Source organism: Brevundimonas huaxiensis, from assembly GCF_014218725.1.
GTDB lineage: Bacteria > Pseudomonadota > Alphaproteobacteria > Caulobacterales > Caulobacteraceae > Brevundimonas > Brevundimonas huaxiensis.
Genome location: NZ_JABBJE010000001.1, coordinates 262,274 through 278,607, shown reverse-complemented (window position 1 = coordinate 278,607; position 16,334 = coordinate 262,274). Strand labels below are relative to the sequence as shown.

Sequence of the window (16,334 nt, the reverse complement as noted above, 5' to 3'; positions counted from 1 at the left end):
AGGCCAGACGTGACCCGCGCCCAGGCCGACAATTGGTCGATCTCGCAATCGCTCGCCTTCCTGGCGGCGGTGTTCGCGCTCGTGCTCGGAACCCTGCTGCCGTTCGCGGCCCTGGCGGCGGTTCAGCCGGGCCACCCGCTGGTCATTTGTTCGGCGGAAGGCCCCCAGACGATCCAGTCCGGCGGCATGGACGGCCCGGTCAACAAACATGTCGGGGCCAAGTGCGCGGCCTGCGTCATGCCGTTGGCCGCCGCCCTGCCCTGCCCGCCTGCGCCAGAGCCGGCGCCTGTGGTCCGCACCCTCGAGCGCGTCGTCTATGTCGCCGCCAGCGTCAGTCCGCCGCCGCCAGCGCGCGCGCCGCCGCGTCCGCCGTCCACCGCCCCGCCCCAAGCCTGAGCCAGACCCCAAGCCCGCGCCGGCCCCAGCGCCCGCGCGCCGTCTCGTTCTGATTTCAGGTTCACTTCATGTCCTTCAAGACCACCGCAGCGCCCTGCGCGTTGCTGCTCGCCGCCCTCTCCAACGCCGGTTGGACAAGCCCCGTCTGGGCTCAGCAGACGCCCGAACCGGCTTTGCTGGATAGCGTCATCGTCACCGGCCGCCGCAACGCCGAGGATCCGCCCATCGTCGCAGACGCGCGACAGCGGCTGTCACGCACGCCGGGCGCCGTTGCTGTCATTTCAGCCGAATCCTATGCCGACCGGTATGCGACCAACCTCGCCGACGTGCTGCGCGATGCGCCCGGCGTCTATGCCCAGAAGAAGTGGGGCGGCGACATTCGCCTGTCGATTCGCGGATCGGGCATAGGCAATGCGGCTCACAATCGCGGCGTTCTGCTGGCTCAGGACGGCGTGCCGTTCAACGAGGCCGACGGGTTCGGTGATTTCCAGCTGATCGACCCGCTGATCGCCCGCTACACCGAGGTCTACAAGGGCGGGAATGCGCTGCGGTTCGGTGGAGCTCTGCTAGGCGGGGCGGTCAATCTGGTGACGCCGACGGGGCACACGGCCTCGTCCAACCTGAACCTGCGCCTGAACAGCGGCTCTTACGGAACCGTGCGCGCCCATGCCGAGGTCGCCGGCGTTCGCGGCGACTGGGACGGTTTCGCCGCCGTCACGGGCCAGAGCGTCGATGGGTGGCGTCAACAGAGCGAAGGCAAGGCGCTGAACCTGTCGGGCAACGTCGGGCGCAGCTTTGGGCAGGATCGCGAAGTTCGCCTGTTGGCCTCGTGGGGCGACATCCATCAGGAAATCCCGGGCAGCGTTAGTCTGTCCGACGCCCTGACAAATCCCGAGGCGGCCAATCCCGCCAATATCGCCCTCAACTATCAGCGCAATATGCGCTCGCTTCGCACCACTTTGCAGACCCGCTGGAGGCTGGACGACGCAACGGTGTTCGAGGGCGCCCTCTATGGAACCTGGAAAGATCTGGACCATCCCATCTTCCAGGTCATCGACCAGCAGAGCCGCAACTACGGCGCCTTTGGTCGGTTCGATTGGCAGGGCCGGATCGGCGGTATGCGCGCCGACGCCTTCTATGGCGCCTGGTATCGACAGGGTGATCTGGACGCCAAACAGTGGGTCAATGTCGGCGGACAGCAGAACGGTTTACGCGCCCGCAGCTTCCAGAACGGCAAGGGGCTGGATGTCTTCGGCGAGGGGCGGCTGTTCGTGACCGATCGCCTGGCGCTGGTCGCGGGAGGAACCTGGGGGCGCGCCGAGCGCGACTACCAGAGCTATGTCGTTCCCGGCGTCGTCGGTACGATTGACCTGACCACCGACAAGACCTTCGACTGGTTCGCGCCTCGCGCCGGCCTGTTGTGGGAGAGCGAGGACGGCGCCCAGGTCTTCGCCAACGTTACCCGCTCGATCGAGCCGCCCAACTTCTCGGCCTTGTCGCCGACCGCCGGCGGCTATCAGCCCCTCGTTCCGCAAGAGGCCGTGACCTGGGAAGTCGGCACGCGGGGTCGGCGGGGACCGCTGACCTGGGACGTGACCGCCTATCGCGCCGATCTGAAGCACGAACTACTGAACTTTGCTGTAAACGCAGCCCTGGGCATACCGGCCGCGACCTTCAACGCGGGACCGACCATCCACCAGGGGATCGAGGCAGGGCTGGATTGGCGGATCGCGCCGGAATGGCGGCTGCGCCAGACCTACGCCTTCTCCGACTTCTACTTCGACGGAGACAAGGTCTATGGCGACGGCCATCTGCCGGTCGTGCCGCCGCACCTGTACCGCGCGGAGCTTCGCTACGACGATCCGGCCGGCTGGTTCATCGCGCCCAGCGTGGAATGGTCGATCAAGGATGCCTGGGTCGATTACGCCAACACTCTGAAGTCGCCGTCCTATGCGGTCGCGAACCTGAACATGGGCTGGACCGTCAATCGCCGACTGACGGTGTTCGCCGATGTCCGCAACCTGTTCGACGAAGCCTATGTGTCGAACTTCGGCGCGGTCACGGACGCCCGCGTGGCCACCGTGTCCAAGGCCGTCTTCTTCCCCGGCGACGGCCGTTCGGCCTATGTCGGCGTCAGGATGAGCTACTGATGGCGCGCAATCTCGACAAGACGACGCCGGACGACCTGTCCGACGCCTACCGCGCGGTCTGGCGCTGGCACTTCTATGCCGGCGTCTTCGTGATGCCGGTGCTGATGCTGCTGGCCCTGACGGGCGGGCTTTATCTGTTCAAGGACGAGATCGACGAGTTTCTTTATCGCGACATGATCCGCGTGCCGGCGGTTCAGGCCCAAGCGACGCCGAAAACCTGGGTGGCTTCGGCCGCCCAGGCCGCAGGCGGCGGGCGGGTCGCCAATCTGGTCATGCCTGCCCGCGACGATGAGGCGATCCGGCTGCGGGTCGATCGACCCGACGGCGTGCAGAAGACGGTCTTCGTCGATCCGCACACCGGGCGGGCCACGGGCGTCATTCCGGCCGGCGGGTTCATGGAGTTGGTCAAGAACACGCACAGCCTGACCCTGCTGGGGCGGCCGTTCAACATCCTGGTCGAGATCGTCGCCGGCTGGACGATCATTCTGTTCGCCACGGGGCTCTATCTGTGGTGGCCGCGCGGGCGGGGCGTGGCGAACTTCGCACCACAGACGACCGACGGTCGCCGCCGTCCGTTCTGGCGCGACCTGCATGCGCTGACGGGTTTCTATGTCGGCGGGGTGGTGCTGTTTCTGGCCGTGACCGGCATGCCGTGGTCGGCGGTCTGGGGCGACAAGGTCATGGGGGCGGTCAAGGAGACGGGGCTGGGGCGGCCGCCCGCACCCGTCGCCGGCGCCTGGCAAAGGGCGCAGCACCACGATGCGCCGGTCGGGACCGGCTGGACCATGGAGGGCATGGTGATGACCCACGACCACGCTGGCCATGGCGGCCTGGCGCAGGTTCTGCGGGTCGCGGATGAAGCCAGCCTGGCGCGCCCCTATACGGTGAACATCCCCAAGGCCGACGACACCGCCTATACGCTGACGACCCAGGCGACACGGGTTCAGGACAGCCGGTCGCTCTATGTCGATGCGGCCTCCGGGCGGCTGCTGGGCGACATCGGCTATGACCAGTTCGGCGCCGGCGCAAAGGCCATCGAGTTCGGCATCTATACGCACCAGGGCACGCAGTTCGGCCAGGCGAACCGCATCGTCATGCTGCTGGGCTGCATCGGCGTGTGGCTATTGGCGATCAGCGGCCTGGTCATGTGGTGGAAGCGCCGCCCGCCCAATCTGTCGCGCCGACGCCTGGGCGCGCCGCCCGCCCCGCCGGGACCGCGCGCGCGCGCCGCTGTCCTGGGCATCGTCCTGCCCCTCGCCATCCTCTATCCCCTGACGGGACTGAGTCTGATCGCGGCCGTATTGCTCGACCGAGCCCTGCGTCCGATGATCCGGCGCCGTTCCGCCGCCTCGTGAAAGACCTGACGCCATGAAGATCAAACTCGCCCTTGCCGCCGCCGCCCTGTCGCTGGCGGCCTGCAATCCGTCCGAGCCGGCCAAGGCGCCCGCCACTGAGACGCCGACAGCGACCGCCGCCGTGACCGCGACCGACGCCTGGTGCCGCCCGTCGCCGAACGGGGCGAAGGCCGGCGGCTGCTACGTCACCCTGACCGCCGCGACTGACGACCGGCTGACGGGCGGATCGACACCGCGCGCCGGATCGCTTCAGGTCCACGAGATGAAGACCGAGAACGGCATGATGAAGATGGCCGAGCTGACAGGGGGCCTGCCCCTGCCCGCCGGTCAGGCCGTGGCCTTGGCGCCGGGCGGCAACCACCTGATGCTGATCGGCCTGACCGCGCCTCTGGTCGCCGGCGAGACCGTGCCGCTGACCTTCCAGTTCGCCTCGGCGCCGACGATCACCGTTCAGGCGCAGGTTCGTCAACCGACCGTGGAAGGCATGGATCACGGCGCCCACTGACCTCAGTTGAAGCGCGAGCCTGACAAACGGCTCTGAACCCGCTAAAGGCTCGCGCCTCACGAGGAATACCATGGCTCTTAAAGTCGCGATCGTCGGCCTGCCCAACGTTGGCAAGTCCACCCTGTTCAACGCCCTGACCAAGACGGCGGCGGCCCAGGCGGCCAACTATCCGTTCTGCACCATCGAGCCGAACACCGGCGATGTGGCGGTGCCCGAGGCGCGTCTGAACGCCCTGGCCGAGATCGCCGGATCGAAAGAGATCATCCCCGCCCGCATCACCTTCGTCGACGTCGCCGGTCTGGTGCGCGGCGCGTCCAAGGGCGAAGGCCTGGGCAATCAGTTCCTGGCCAACATCCGCGACTGCGACGCCGTGGCCTTCGTCGCCCGCTGCTTCGTCGATGATGACATCACCCACGTCGAGGACCGTATCGATCCGATCGCCGACCTGGAGATCATCGAGACCGAGCTGATGCTGGCCGACATGGAAAGCCTGGAGCGCCGCCGGCCGCAGCTGGAGAAGCGCGCCAAGGGCGGCGACAAGGAATCCGTCCTGACGCTGAAGCTGGTCGATCTGGCCCTGGCTCAGCTGAACGCCGGCAAGCCCGCCCGCACCGCCGAGGTGTCCAAGGAGGACATCAAGGCCTGGCACATGCTGCAATTGCTGACGGCGCTGCCTGCCCTCTATGTCGCCAACGTCGAGGAAGGCTCGGCCGACAAGGGCAACGACCTGTCCGACAAGGTCGCGGCCCGCGCCGCCGCCGACAACGCCAACTCGGTCGTCATCTCGGCCCAGATCGAGTCCGAGATCGCCGTGCTGGACGATGAGGAACAGAAGGAGTTCCTGGAGACCCTTGGCCTGGAAGAGCCCGGCCTGAACCGTCTGATCCGCGAGGCCTACAAGCTGCTGGGCCTGCAGACCTATTTCACGGTCGGTCCCAAGGAAGCGCGCGCCTGGACCATCAATGTTGGCGACACCGCGCCCCAGGCGGCCGGCGTGATCCACACCGACTTCGAAAAGGGCTTCATCCGCGCCGAGACCATCGCCTTCGACGACTTTGTCGCTCTGCGCGGCGAAGCCAAGGCGCGCGAGGCCGGCAAGCTGCGCGCCGAAGGCAAGTCCTATGTCGTCAAGGACGGCGACGTGATGAACTTCCTGTTCAACTAGGCGGCGCGGTCGGCGGGGTTTCGGCCCCGTCCTTCTTCATCATCTTTTCCAGCGGATTGGCGGGATCGGGCGCACGCGGCGAACCGGGGCAGCGCGCCAGTTTCACCGTCTTCATGTCCTGATCGACATAGGTCAGGTTCATCACGTCGCCGCTCGTGCTCATATGCACCCGCTCGGTCTGAGCCCGCCCCGCGCATCGCAGAACCGCGACATAACCGGAACCCGTCTCGTCGATGCTGGCGATGTCGCAGTTTCGGCCAAAGCCGTCGAAGCGCAGCGGCGTCAGGGTGATCGGGCTGCGTTCGCCTTGGGGGCGGGCGCACCATTGCGGGTTCGCCGCCCAGACCCCCACGAAGCTGCGCGGCCCGCGTCCGGCCAGAGAAGACGGTCCAGGCGGTTCGACCGGCTGCATGGCCTCGGGCGTGCGCAGGGGCGCCGCCGGTTCGTTCGGGGGATTGACCTCGTGATCGCCGCAGGCGGCCAGAAGGGCGATCGCGCCCGCCATCGGGATCAAGGCTGTTTTCATCCCGCCACAACGCCACGGCCAAGGTTCGGGTTCAATCCGATGACCGACGCCAGCGCCTGCGATCGGATTCAGCTCAGGACCACGCGGCCGTCGATCATCCGAAAGGCCACGCCGGTGCGCTGGAACAGGCGGGCGATGACGGCGGACGGATCGGACGCGCCCTGGTCCAGCAGCCGCTCGACATCGCCGCGCAGCGACGGGTCGCGCGATGTGCGGGTCAGGGCCGTCAGCCATTCCTCGCGGCTGAGCACGCCATCCGGCTGGCGCAACAGGGGTCTGAGGAAGTCGAACCAGTCGCCGCCGCTGCGCTGGCGTTGCGCGCCCTCCGCCGCTAGGGCGAAGACGGCCCCGCAGGCGTAGTAGGCGCGGTGTTCGCCCCTGGCGCCGGCCTGGGCGATCGGCTGGCGGGACAGGTTGACGCAGTCGTCCACCTCGGACTGAAGCTCGGCCCGGTCGTCATAGTTTGCGTCCAGGGCCTTCAGGGCGCGCACAGCCATCAGGTCGGCTCCGCCCTCGGTGATCCAGGCCTCATCGGCGAAAGCGTAGCGCACCGTCTGCCCCAGCCAGAAATGCGCCCCCTCATGGCCGATGAACCAGCGCGAACGCTCCATGATTTCCGGCTGGGGCGAGGTCACGCCCCTGCCCTCGAACGACATGACGATCAGGCCCGGCAGGACGCTGCCGCCCATGCTGGTCATGCTTTCGGTCGGCCCGTTCCAGGCCACCATGACGATGGGCGTATCGCCGCCGGAGCCCGGCGCGCCGAGGCGGTCGCGATAGTAATGACCGACACGCGGCGCAAAGCCGCGGATCTCCTCGCCGATCCACGGCGGCAGATTGGGGTCCATGACGGTCGAAAGGCCGTCGCCCGGCGTCACCGTCGCCTCGCCCAGCAGGACATAGCTGCGTTCGTCCGTCGTGGTCAGTTCGTCGCGGCGGCGGCCGTTGAACAAGACGGGTCCGTTCTCGTCCCGCCACGTCACGCGGGACGGTCCGCCATCCAGCCGGATCCGGTTCAGGTCATCCGGCACCTGCTCGGCCGCCTGGGCCGACGACAGGGCGAAGACGTCCAGTTGCCGGGTCGGCAGGGCCACCGCGCCATTGGAGAACAGCAGGGTCGGATACTCGGCCTCAAGATCCACCGCCTGCGGTCGGACGCGGAAGCGGACCTCGCGGGGAACAGGCCCGCCGTCCGTGCTGCGGATGATGTCGTAATGGCCGCGTCGCTCCATGACGACGCCGGGCGTCTTGACCGTCCATTGGCGCGGCCGCCAGGGCTGGCGCGAATCCTGTTCCAGCGCCGAATCCTGGAACGCCCAGACCGGCACGTCGCGCCCGAAGCGATAGTCGATGTTCAGGTGTTCGCCATCGCGGGTCACCGTCACCTGGGGTCCGTCTTCCGCCTGAAAGGTCGTCGGCGCCGACATGGGCCCGGCGGCGCAGGCGCCGCTCATCAGGGCGAGGGAGAGGACGGCTGACGAGGCGAAGGCGTGGACGCGCAAGGGCGATCTCCTGAAGGGCGGTCGGCGCGAAGCCTAGCGGTCGTCAACGCGTCGCGTCAGCTTACGGTTTCGTCAGGCTGAGGCCCGTTCCAAGGCGCGGCCTGCCGCAGCCAGTTCTCCGGCCATCACGGCCTTCAGCCGCTGCGGCGCCAATATCTGCACCTGCTCGCCCCAGGTGAACAGATGCCAGGCCAACTCGCGCATGCCCGAGGCGCGGAACCGCACGATCACGCCGCCGTCCGGCTGATTCTCGAACGACTGGGTGGGGTGCCAGCGCCAGCCCCTGGCCTCGGCCGCGCCCTCGGGCGCGATGCGCAGCACGACGTCCTCGATCTCGTCCTGATAGATGCCGAAGGACTGGCTGGCGAAGACGTTGAGATCGAAATCGGCGGGTGGTACGGCCATCCCCTCCTGCGGGGCGACGTGGCTCATTCGGTCCAGGCGGAAGGTCTGGATGCGGCCGGTCTCGCGGTCGGCGGCGACCAGATAGTTGGCCCGGCCGAACATGACGCCGCACGGCGCCACGCTGCGCCGACGCGGCTCGGCGCCCGGACGGGAATAGGTGAAGCCCAAGGGCTGCTGAGCCAGCACCGCCGCGCGGATGGCGGTCAGCATGGCCTCGTCGGCGGAGGGTCGAGGGCCGGCCTGAACCGCAATGGTCTCGGCCCGGACCAGGGCCTCCAGATCCGGCGCCATGCGGTTAAGGGTGGTTGACCGCATCGCCGCCTTCAGCTTGCGCTCCAGCCCCTCCAACGCCGTGGCGCGCGCCGGTTCGCCGGCGGCGCGCAGGGCGGTCGCGGCCTTGGACAGTTCCAGCATTTCGGTCGCCGTCGGGGCCTGTTCGAAGGCCGACAGCCCGCCTCGGATGCGCCAGCGTTTGGACGGCGGGTCGGAAACCTCGTCCACCTGGGGAAACAGCATCAGAACCGCATCACGCATCCGTTCGGCGGTGCGGCGGCCGACGCGCATGTCGCGCGCGATCTCGTCCAGGCTCAGCCCTTCGGCGCTGGCGGCCATGCGGCGCGCCAGATCGATCACCATAGCCGCCTTGTCGTGTCTCAATGCTCTCGCCGATCCCTACGTCCGTTTCTGACGCAACACTGCTTCATAACGACATCATCGACAAGAGGCCCCCCGCTTCAGGAGATCATCAGATGGCGCATTTCCAACCCGCCCAGACCGTCAACGCCAGCCGCTATATCATCGTGCCATGCGAGACCGGTGGGTCGTCCGACCTCGCCGTGATCTGGGACCGGCTGGAGGAACAGGTGGTCGACGTCATCTCGGCCGCCGCCAGCAGCCGCTATTCTGACGAGGACATGCTGTGGGACGAAGGCCGCGCCGGCGACATGGCCCCCGAATGGCGGATGGCCGCCTGAGCTCAGGCCGCCTTCGGCTTGGTCCAGCGGTCGATCATGCGCTGGGCCGGCTGCTCGACCAGTCGGTGCGCCACCACGGCGACCGCGACGATGAAGCCGAACATGGCGACGGCGAACAGGTCATTCAGCCAGACCGAGCCGAAGTCGATGCGTCGAACCGGGACCAGGTCCAGCTTTCTGGCCACGATCATCATCACGGTCAGGATGAACATGTGGACCATGTAGATGGCGAACGACCACCGCCCCAGGGTGACCAGAGCCGGATGGTCCAGCACGCGTGACAGCGCCCCCTCCTCGCCGGCGAAGACCCAGATCAGCGCCACGAAGATCAGGGTGACGGCCACGGTGATCGGCCCCTGAGCATAGCCGATGAAGACACAGGCGACGACGATGGCCGCAATCTCCAACAGAGTTGCGGCGCCGCCCTTGAGGCGCGGAATGCGCGTCCACAGCCCCTGCAGCAGGCAGCCCAGGAAGAACCCATAGACCGCGCGCGGCACGGCGAAGTCATAGGTTGTGTTCATCCAGCGCCGGGCGTAGCTGAGCACTAGCACGCCGCCGATGATCGCCAGCACCAGCCCGATCCAGCGGAACCTTTTGGGCGCGATCAGCACCAGCCCTGCGAAGATCAGATAACAGGCCCATTCGGCGCTGAGCGTCCAGGCCGGCCCGTTCCAGGTCAGATAGGGATGCACATGCCAGGCCTGGATCAGCGCCAGATTGGTGGAGATCGCCTCGATCGATCGATCCCGCGTGAACGGCGGTGCGCTGTCGAAATGCAAGACCAGACGCGCCAGCTCCAGCCCGATGAAGGCCGCCAGCATCAGCAGATGCAGCGGCCAGATCCGCCCAAAGCGCCGCACCATGAACCGTCCGGCGTCGCGGCCGGACTTCAATCGGTTCGCATAGGCATGGGCGATGACGAAGCCCGACAGGACGAAGAAGTAATCGACGAACAGATAGGAGTGCTGAATGAAACCCCAGTCGCGCCAGTGACTTGCAACCGGCATGTGAAACATCACGACAAGGATGGCGCACACACCCCGAAGAGAATCCAGAGCCTCGAAACGGCGATGGGCGGCAGGAAGGGGTCCGGACAGTGTGTTCACGGACGCGTGATAGCGCCGGTCAAGGTTGCGCGATAGGGGTCTGAAGAGACTTCAGTCCGAGCCGGCTTCGACCGCGCGAACAGCGCGACCGCAAAGGTCGCGCAGAACCGTCTGATCGACATCTTCGAGGCGTGAAATATAGACGCACCCGACGCCGGTCTTCACCTTGCCCAAGCGGGCGATCAGTTGGGCTCGTTTAGGGAAATCGCCAGCGACATAAAGCACCAGATTGGCTTTTCGCGGCGAGAAGCTGATCAGCGGCCAGCCGCCCTTGGGGCCGCCGTCATTGCCGAACCCGACGATGGACGATCCCCAGAGCACGGCCGGTTCACCGGTGATGTCCGACATCAGTGCGGCGACGGCTTGAGCGTCAGACCGTCGGCGTGGATCGGCGATCGCAGACAAGAACGCGTCGACAGAGGCGTCGGTGGGTCCGGTCTTGGGCGTGCTGGCCATGGCTCAAAGCCCCTTCACAATCCCTTCGACCATCTTCTTGGCGTCGGCAAACAGCATCATGGTGTTGTCGCGGAAGAACAGCTCGTTTTCGACCCCGGCATAGCCCGAACCCATGCCGCGCTTGATGAACAGCACCGTGCCGGCCTTTTCCACATCCAGGATCGGCATGCCGTAGATGGCGCTGGTCGGATCGGTCTTGGCGGCGGGGTTGGTCACGTCATTGGCGCCGATGACGAAGGCGACGTCGGCGGTGGCGAACTCGGCGTTGATGTCCTCCAGTTCGAACACCTCGTCATAGGGGACGTTGGCCTCGGCCAGCAGGACGTTCATGTGGCCCGGCATCCGGCCGGCGACGGGATGGATGGCGTATTTCACCTCGACCCCCTCCTCCTTCAGCTTGTCGGCCATTTCGCGCAGGGCGTGCTGGGCCTGGGCCACCGCCATGCCATAGCCGGGCACGATGATGACCTTGGACGCATTCTTCATGATGAAGGCCGCGTCCTCGGCCGAGCCTTGCTTGACCGGGCGCGTCTCCTTGGCGCCGCCGGGACCGGCCGCCGCATCGCCGCCGCCGAAGCCGCCCAGGATCACCGAGATGAAGCTGCGGTTCATGCCCTTGCACATGATGTAGCTGAGGATCGCGCCCGACGACCCGACCAGGGCGCCGGTGATGATCAGGGCGATGTTCTCCAGCGTGAAGCCCAGCGCCGCCGCCGCCCAACCGGAGTAAGAGTTCAGCATCGACACCACCACCGGCATGTCCGCCCCGCCGATGGGAATGATCAAGGTCGCGCCCAAAACGAGGGCGATCAGGAAGACGCCCCAGAAGGCCCAGGTCGCCGCGCCGTTCGTGCCGATCAGGATGCCGATCAGGAAGACCAGCGCCAGGGCCAGGCCGACATTGATCAGATGCCGCGCCGGCAGGATGATCGGCGCCCCGCTCATGTTGCCGTTCAGCTTGGCGAAGGCGATGACCGAGCCGGTGAAGGTGATGGCCCCGATGGCGACGCCGAGGCTGAGTTCGATGATCGACAGCGTCTTGATGCCCGTTCCGTCGTCGGTCAGGATTCCGAACGCCTCGGGCGCATAGATGGCGCCGATGGCGACCAGACAGGCGGCCATGCCGACCAGACTATGGAAGGCTGCGACCAGCTGCGGCATGTCGGTCATGGCGACCCGCTTGGCGATCAGGGCGCCGGCCCCGCCGCCGACGATGACGCCGCCTGCGATCAGGGCCAGGGTCACGGTATCCAGCGCCCCCGTCGCGCCCAGCGTCAGCAGGGTCACGCCGATGGCCAGCGCCATGCCGACCATGCCGAAGGTGTTGCCCTGACGGCTGGTCTCCGGGCTGGACAGCCCCCGCAGCGACAGGATGAACAGGACGCCCGAAACCAGATAGGCCAAAGCGGCCAAGGATGCGTTCATCACGCCCTCCCCTCAAGACGTGCGGGCCAGCCGCCATAGGGCGGCGGCGATGAACAACGGGCCGATGAAGAACAGGGCCCATTCGAAGACGCCCAACGGCCGGTCCTGCGTCACCACGCGAACCAGAATGGCCGAAAAGACCAGGGCGATCCCGCAGTCGTGCAGCCTCTGGCGCTTGATCGGAGTTTTGGTCCCGAACCAGCCATACAGCCACAGGCCGAAGCCGATGCCGGTCGCGACCCAGGATCCGGTGATGGCGATCTGCGCAGCGTCGGTCATTTCGGACGCTTGGCAAAAGGCGCCAGGGTACGGCGTCGAATGGCGTAGAAGCCAGTCACAGCAAATATCGCAGCAGCGATGGCCATCAGGCCTGCGTAAAGCCAATCGCGATCTCTCACGCCTTCGATCGCCCGCCAGCCCCAAAGCCCGGTTACGGTCGGAAACAAGAGAATGCCGACGACAATCTCCACCGTGGATCGCACGGCTTTCGACATGCGACCGCTGAAAATCACCAACACGATCACTGCAGCTATGACGACGCCCCCGATCGCCGTCACGACCGCGTCCATCGGCAAACCGTTCACTTCGCCCCCTTCGGAGCGATGGGTCGCTCCTTCTTCTTGTACATGGCCAGCATTCGCCGGGTGACCATGAAGCCGCCGAAGATGTTGACGCTGGCCAGGGTGACGGCGACGACGCCGGCGCCCTTGGCGATCCAGGCGCTGGGGCCGGTCGCGTCACCGGATACGGCCGCCGCCGCGATCAGGCCGCCGACGATGATGACGCTGGAAATGGCGTTAGTCACGGCCATCAGCGGCGTGTGCAGGGCCGGCGTCACGCTCCAGACGACGTAATAGCCGACGAAGATCGCCAGCACGAAGATGGCCAAGCGGAAGACGGTGGGATCGACATGTTCCATCAATGTGTTCCCTTCAAACCTTCATGCACCACGGCGCCGGCATGGGTGACCACCGCCGCCTTCAGGATCTCGTCTTCGAGATCGACCGCCAGACCGCCGTCCTTGATCAACAGGCCAACGAAGGCGGTGAGGTTGCGAGCGTAGAGGGCGCTGGCGTCTGCGGCGATGCGGCCGGGCAGGTTCGACCAGCCGACGATGGTGACGCCGTTCGCGGTGGTCACGACCTCGTTCAGCTTGGAGCCCTCGACATTGCCGCCCGCCTCGACCGCCAGATCGATGATGACCGAGCCCGGCTTCATCGCGGCGACATGGGCGGCGGTCAGCAGCACCGGAGCGGCGCGGCCGGGGATCAGGGCCGTGGTGATGACCACGTCCTGTTTGACCACATGGCTGGCGGTCAGTTCGGCCTGTTTGGCCTGATACTCGGCTGACATGGGCTTTGCGTAGCCGCCGGCGGTCTGGGCGTTCTTGAACTCCTCGTCCTCGACGGCCAGGAATTTGGCGCCCAGGCTTTCGACCTGTTCCTTGGTCGCGGGGCGGACGTCGGTGGCGGTGACGACGGCGCCCAGACGACGCGCGGTGGCGATAGCTTGCAAGCCCGCGACGCCTACCCCCATGATGAAGACCTTTGCGGCGGCGACCGTGCCGGCCGCCGTCATCATCATCGGAAAGCCCTTGCCATAGGCATAGGCCGCCTCGATCACCGCACGGTATCCGGCCAAGTTCGCCTGGGACGACAGGACGTCCATGACCTGGGCGCGGGTGATGCGGGGCACGAACTCCATAGCGAAGGCGGTGGCGCCAGCCCCGGCCAGGGCGTCGACGGTCGCCTTGTCGCGCCAAGCGTCAAGCATGGCGATAACGATGGCGCCGGGTTTCAGCGCGCTGGTTTCCTGGGCCGTGGGGCCGCGCACCTTCAGTACGATGTCGGCGCCGTCCAGCACGGCGCGGGTGTCGGGCTTCACCATGGCGCCGGCGGCGGCGTAGTCGGCGTCGGGAATGGAGGAGCCCAGGCCGGTCCCGGCCTCGACCGTGACGGTCGCCCCCAGGGCGATCAGCTTCTTGACCGTCTCTGGCGTGACGGCGCAGCGCGTCTCGCCTTCGCGACGTTCACGGGTGACGGCGATAGCGACGGCCAAGCGAATCCCCTCGTTCTTTTCGTTGAACGAAGGTTAGGCCCTTCCGGCGCAAGCCGTCAAAGCACGGTTATGCCAAAGCTTGGCGAGAGCGCGTGATTTCAGACCACCCGACGGCGATCGTCTGCAAGGCTCAGTGCGCGGCGCCGGGCTTGGACTTCAGCGCCACGAACCCGACGCCGCCCAGAACGACCGCGCCGATGACGGCGGCCATGAAGCTGCCGCCCGGGTGGAACCACAGGGTCAGGAACAGCAGCAAGACGGCGATGGCCAGGCTGCCCCACTTGGCCAGGTTCAGGAACAGGCGGTAGGTCGAGACCTGTTCGCGCACTTCCATATGGCCGTGCAGATAGGCTTGCGCATCGGCGTCGGCAGGTGCGTTGGCGGTGTCGTGCAGGTCGGCCATTCGTGGAATCCCCTCGTCGTTATCGCGGACTTACACCGAGGCGACCGCCCCGCTCAAGCCCGCAGTCATGCCCTGGTCAGGCCAGCGCCTCGAACTGATCGACCAGCCGCTCCAGCCTCTGACAGCCGACGCTCCAGAAGGCCGGGTCGCGCGGGTCCAGACCGAACGGCTTCAACGCCTCGACATAGGTTCGCGATCCGCCGCCGGCCAGAAGCTCGCGATACAGGGGGGTGAAGCCGGCCGGATCGCTGCGACGCGCCTCCATCAGCGCCGCCACCAGCAGGTCGCCGAAGGCATAGGCGTAGACGTAGAAGGGCGAATGGACGAAGTGGCTGACATAGGCCCACCAGTGTTCATAGCCCGGGTTCAGCTTGACCGACGGCCCCAGCGAGGCGCCCATTTCCTCAAGCCACAGCTGGTTGATCCGCTGCTGCGACACCTCGCCCTGCAGGCGCTCGTCGTGGAAGCGGGTCTCGAACCGGTGGAAGGCGATCTGGCGCACGACAGTGTTCAGACCGTCCTCGATCCGCCCGGCCAGCAGGCCGCGCTGCTCGGCCTTCGGCGCGGTCGCCAGCAGACGATCAAACGTCAGCCCCTCGGCGAAGATCGACGCCGTCTCGGCCAGGGTCAGGGGCGTGTCGGCCAGAAGCGTGCCCTGATCCGCCGCCAGCGTCTGGTGGACGCCATGACCCAGCTCGTGCGCCAGGGTCAGGACATCGCGCCGCTCGCCCATCCAATTCAGGAAGACATAGGGGTGGCGGTCGGCGGTGACGGGGTGGGCGTAGGCGCCCGACTGCTTGCCCGGCCGCGCCCGGCCGTCGATCCACGGCTTGTCGAAGAAGCCGCCTGCCCGGTCGGCGAAATCGCCGCCCAGGTCCGAAAAACTGTCCAGCACGATCTCGCGCCCCTGAGTCCAGGTGAAGACGCGCGGCGTCGTGGTCTCGATAGGCGCGTTGCGGTCCCAGTGGTCCAGGCGCGCCTTGCCCATCGCCTTGGCCTTCAGCGCATAATAGCGGTGCGACAGGCGCGGATAGGCGGCGGCGACCGCCTCGGCCATCGCATCCACGGCCTCGCCATCCACCTCGTTGCCCAGGTGACGGCTGTCGGCGGGACGTTCGAACCCGCGCCAGCGATCCTCCATCGCCTTGTCGGCGGCGACGGTGTTCAGCACCAGGGCCAGCGTCGGGGCGCGGGCGGCCAGCGCCTCTGACAGACCCTCGGCGGCGGCCTTGCGGCGCGCGGGTTTGGCGTCCGACAGGCGGTTCAGCGCCTCGGCCAGCGTCAGTTCCTCATGGCCCGCCTTCGCACGCAGGGCGGCCAGCTGCTCGTCGAACAGGCGCGGCCATTGGGCCGTGATCGGTCCGCGCTCGGCGATGAAGGTTTCCAGTTCGGCCGACAGTTCGTGCGGCTTCATCGCCCGCACCCGCCGCAGCCACGGCCGCCAGCGCGCCGCGCCCGCATGGGCGGTGAGCGCCGCTTCCAGCGCCGCATCGTCGATCTGGTTGATCTCCAGCGTCAGCCAGACGGTCGGGGTGGCGATGGCGGTGATCTTCTCGCGCACATCGGCCTCGAACCCTTGCGCCGTCGCATCATCACGCGCTGTCGACGCCGACAGGAAGGCATAGGCGCCCAGCGCGCCCAGCACATCGGACGCCTGCTCGTAAAGCTGGATCGCGCGGTCCAGCGCCTCGCCCAGCGCCTGCGCGTCCTGATCCACCGCCAGCCGGCCCTTCAGCCCGTTCAGCGCCTCGACCAGACCGCGCGCCTTGTCCAGGTCGGCCGCCACCTTGGCGTCGTCGCGCGACGCATAGAGGTCGGTCAGGTCCCATAGCGGGGCTTCGGTGTTGGGCGTCTTGAAGGGAGCGTTCATGCCCCTGTTCTGGGGATGCGCGGCGACGGCCGCAA

18 protein-coding genes are annotated in these 16,334 nt (G+C 67.2%); 6 read left to right on the top strand and 12 right to left on the bottom strand.

Translation table 11 applies throughout. The annotated features are described in order from the left end of the window. The first annotated feature begins 9 nt into the window (after positions 1-9). The 5 genes from HF680_RS01395 (at position 10) to ychF (ending at position 5,571) form a co-directional block, all read left to right on the top strand. Entirely contained in the window at positions 10-396 is a 387-nt protein-coding gene (locus HF680_RS01395; protein ID WP_039245351.1) for a hypothetical protein, read from the top strand. Positions 397-464: 68 nt separating this feature from the next. Then, positions 465-2,546, top strand: a complete 2,082-nt coding sequence (locus HF680_RS01390) for a TonB-dependent receptor family protein (RefSeq protein ID WP_185223862.1) — start codon at positions 465-467, stop codon at positions 2,544-2,546. Next, on the top strand, positions 2,546-3,901 hold the full coding sequence (locus tag HF680_RS01385; RefSeq protein ID WP_185223861.1) for a PepSY-associated TM helix domain-containing protein: 1,356 nt from the start codon (positions 2,546-2,548) through the stop codon (positions 3,899-3,901). The genes HF680_RS01390 and HF680_RS01385 overlap by 1 nt, the downstream gene beginning before the upstream one ends. Positions 3,902-3,914: 13 nt before the next feature. Beyond that, entirely contained in the window at positions 3,915-4,406 is a 492-nt protein-coding gene (locus HF680_RS01380; protein ID WP_185223860.1) for a copper chaperone PCu(A)C, read from the top strand. A 70-nt stretch (positions 4,407-4,476) separates the two neighbouring features. Beyond that, positions 4,477-5,571, top strand: coding sequence for a redox-regulated ATPase YchF (gene ychF, locus HF680_RS01375; protein ID WP_045810299.1), 1,095 nt, complete (start codon positions 4,477-4,479; stop codon positions 5,569-5,571). Here the strand turns inward: ychF and HF680_RS01370 are convergent. The 3 genes from HF680_RS01370 to HF680_RS01360 all read right to left on the bottom strand — a co-directional run bounded on the left by HF680_RS01370 (position 5,564) and on the right by HF680_RS01360 (position 8,661). After that, positions 5,564-6,097 carry a hypothetical protein gene (locus HF680_RS01370; RefSeq protein ID WP_185223859.1) on the bottom strand — a complete coding sequence of 178 codons (534 nt, stop codon included), beginning with the start codon at positions 6,095-6,097 and terminating at the stop codon, positions 5,564-5,566. The genes ychF and HF680_RS01370 overlap by 8 nt on opposite strands. 68 nt (positions 6,098-6,165) lie before the next feature. Beyond that, on the bottom strand, positions 6,166-7,599 hold the full coding sequence (locus HF680_RS01365) for a hypothetical protein (RefSeq protein WP_205195877.1): 1,434 nt from the start codon (positions 7,597-7,599) through the stop codon (positions 6,166-6,168). Positions 7,600-7,671: 72 nt separating this feature from the next. Further along, on the bottom strand, positions 7,672-8,661 hold the full coding sequence (locus HF680_RS01360) for a helix-turn-helix transcriptional regulator (RefSeq protein ID WP_205195876.1): 990 nt from the start codon (positions 8,659-8,661) through the stop codon (positions 7,672-7,674). A gap of 92 nt (positions 8,662-8,753) precedes the next feature. Here HF680_RS01360 and HF680_RS01355 point away from each other — a divergent pair, with 92 nt between their 5' ends. Then, entirely contained in the window at positions 8,754-8,978 is a 225-nt protein-coding gene (locus HF680_RS01355) for a hypothetical protein (RefSeq protein ID WP_185223858.1), read from the top strand. 2 nt (positions 8,979-8,980) lie between these two features. Here the strand turns inward: HF680_RS01355 and HF680_RS01350 are convergent, their stop codons facing one another. The 9 genes from HF680_RS01350 to HF680_RS01310 all read right to left on the bottom strand — a co-directional run bounded on the left by HF680_RS01350 (position 8,981) and on the right by HF680_RS01310 (position 16,299). Continuing rightward, positions 8,981-10,087, bottom strand: coding sequence for an acyltransferase family protein (locus tag HF680_RS01350; RefSeq protein ID WP_185223857.1), 1,107 nt, complete (start codon positions 10,085-10,087; stop codon positions 8,981-8,983). Positions 10,088-10,138: 51 nt separating this feature from the next. Then, positions 10,139-10,543, bottom strand: a complete 405-nt coding sequence (locus HF680_RS01345; RefSeq protein WP_185223856.1) for a DUF1801 domain-containing protein — start codon at positions 10,541-10,543, stop codon at positions 10,139-10,141. A 3-nt stretch (positions 10,544-10,546) separates the two neighbouring features. After that, positions 10,547-11,968 carry an NAD(P)(+) transhydrogenase (Re/Si-specific) subunit beta gene (locus tag HF680_RS01340; protein ID WP_185223855.1) on the bottom strand — a complete coding sequence of 474 codons (1,422 nt, stop codon included), beginning with the start codon at positions 11,966-11,968 and terminating at the stop codon, positions 10,547-10,549. A gap of 12 nt (positions 11,969-11,980) precedes the next feature. Continuing rightward, positions 11,981-12,247, bottom strand: a complete 267-nt coding sequence (locus tag HF680_RS01335) for a hypothetical protein (protein ID WP_185223854.1) — start codon at positions 12,245-12,247, stop codon at positions 11,981-11,983. Continuing rightward, positions 12,244-12,552: a hypothetical protein gene (locus HF680_RS01330; RefSeq protein ID WP_205195874.1), complete on the bottom strand. Its 309-nt coding sequence runs from the start codon at positions 12,550-12,552 to the stop codon at positions 12,244-12,246. Before HF680_RS01330 ends, HF680_RS01335 begins: the two co-directional genes overlap by 4 nt. Next, positions 12,549-12,887: an NAD(P) transhydrogenase subunit alpha gene (locus HF680_RS01325; RefSeq protein WP_185223852.1), complete on the bottom strand. Its 339-nt coding sequence runs from the start codon at positions 12,885-12,887 to the stop codon at positions 12,549-12,551. Before HF680_RS01325 ends, HF680_RS01330 begins: the two co-directional genes overlap by 4 nt. Beyond that, positions 12,887-14,026: a Re/Si-specific NAD(P)(+) transhydrogenase subunit alpha gene (locus HF680_RS01320; RefSeq protein ID WP_185223851.1), complete on the bottom strand. Its 1,140-nt coding sequence runs from the start codon at positions 14,024-14,026 to the stop codon at positions 12,887-12,889. Before HF680_RS01320 ends, HF680_RS01325 begins: the two co-directional genes overlap by 1 nt. 130 nt (positions 14,027-14,156) lie before the next feature. Further along, positions 14,157-14,429, bottom strand: a complete 273-nt coding sequence (locus HF680_RS01315) for an aa3-type cytochrome c oxidase subunit IV (RefSeq protein ID WP_017505952.1) — start codon at positions 14,427-14,429, stop codon at positions 14,157-14,159. 76 nt (positions 14,430-14,505) lie between these two features. Continuing rightward, complete coding sequence (locus tag HF680_RS01310) at positions 14,506-16,299, bottom strand: M3 family oligoendopeptidase (RefSeq protein WP_185223850.1); 1,794 nt, start codon at positions 16,297-16,299, stop codon at positions 14,506-14,508. Positions 16,300-16,334 lie beyond the last annotated feature (35 nt).

Excerpts from the sequence above, each read along its gene's own strand:
- HF680_RS01390 (WP_185223862.1), top strand. The coding sequence starts at position 465 with ATGTCCTTCAAGACCACCGCAGCGCCCTGCGCGTTGCTGCTCGCCGCC.
- HF680_RS01385 (WP_185223861.1), top strand. The coding sequence starts at position 2,546 with ATGGCGCGCAATCTCGACAAGACGACGCCGGACGACCTGTCCGACGCC.
- HF680_RS01380 (WP_185223860.1), top strand. The coding sequence starts at position 3,915 with ATGAAGATCAAACTCGCCCTTGCCGCCGCCGCCCTGTCGCTGGCGGCC.
- ychF (WP_045810299.1), top strand. The coding sequence starts at position 4,477 with ATGGCTCTTAAAGTCGCGATCGTCGGCCTGCCCAACGTTGGCAAGTCC.
- HF680_RS01370 (WP_185223859.1), bottom strand. The coding sequence starts at position 6,097 with ATGAAAACAGCCTTGATCCCGATGGCGGGCGCGATCGCCCTTCTGGCC.
- HF680_RS01355 (WP_185223858.1), top strand. The coding sequence starts at position 8,754 with ATGGCGCATTTCCAACCCGCCCAGACCGTCAACGCCAGCCGCTATATC.
- HF680_RS01345 (WP_185223856.1), bottom strand. The coding sequence starts at position 10,543 with ATGGCCAGCACGCCCAAGACCGGACCCACCGACGCCTCTGTCGACGCG.
- HF680_RS01340 (WP_185223855.1), bottom strand. The coding sequence starts at position 11,968 with ATGAACGCATCCTTGGCCGCTTTGGCCTATCTGGTTTCGGGCGTCCTG.
- HF680_RS01335 (WP_185223854.1), bottom strand. The coding sequence starts at position 12,247 with ATGACCGACGCTGCGCAGATCGCCATCACCGGATCCTGGGTCGCGACC.
- HF680_RS01325 (WP_185223852.1), bottom strand. The coding sequence starts at position 12,887 with ATGGAACATGTCGATCCCACCGTCTTCCGCTTGGCCATCTTCGTGCTG.
- HF680_RS01315 (WP_017505952.1), bottom strand. The coding sequence starts at position 14,429 with ATGGCCGACCTGCACGACACCGCCAACGCACCTGCCGACGCCGATGCG.
- HF680_RS01310 (WP_185223850.1), bottom strand. The coding sequence starts at position 16,299 with ATGAACGCTCCCTTCAAGACGCCCAACACCGAAGCCCCGCTATGGGAC.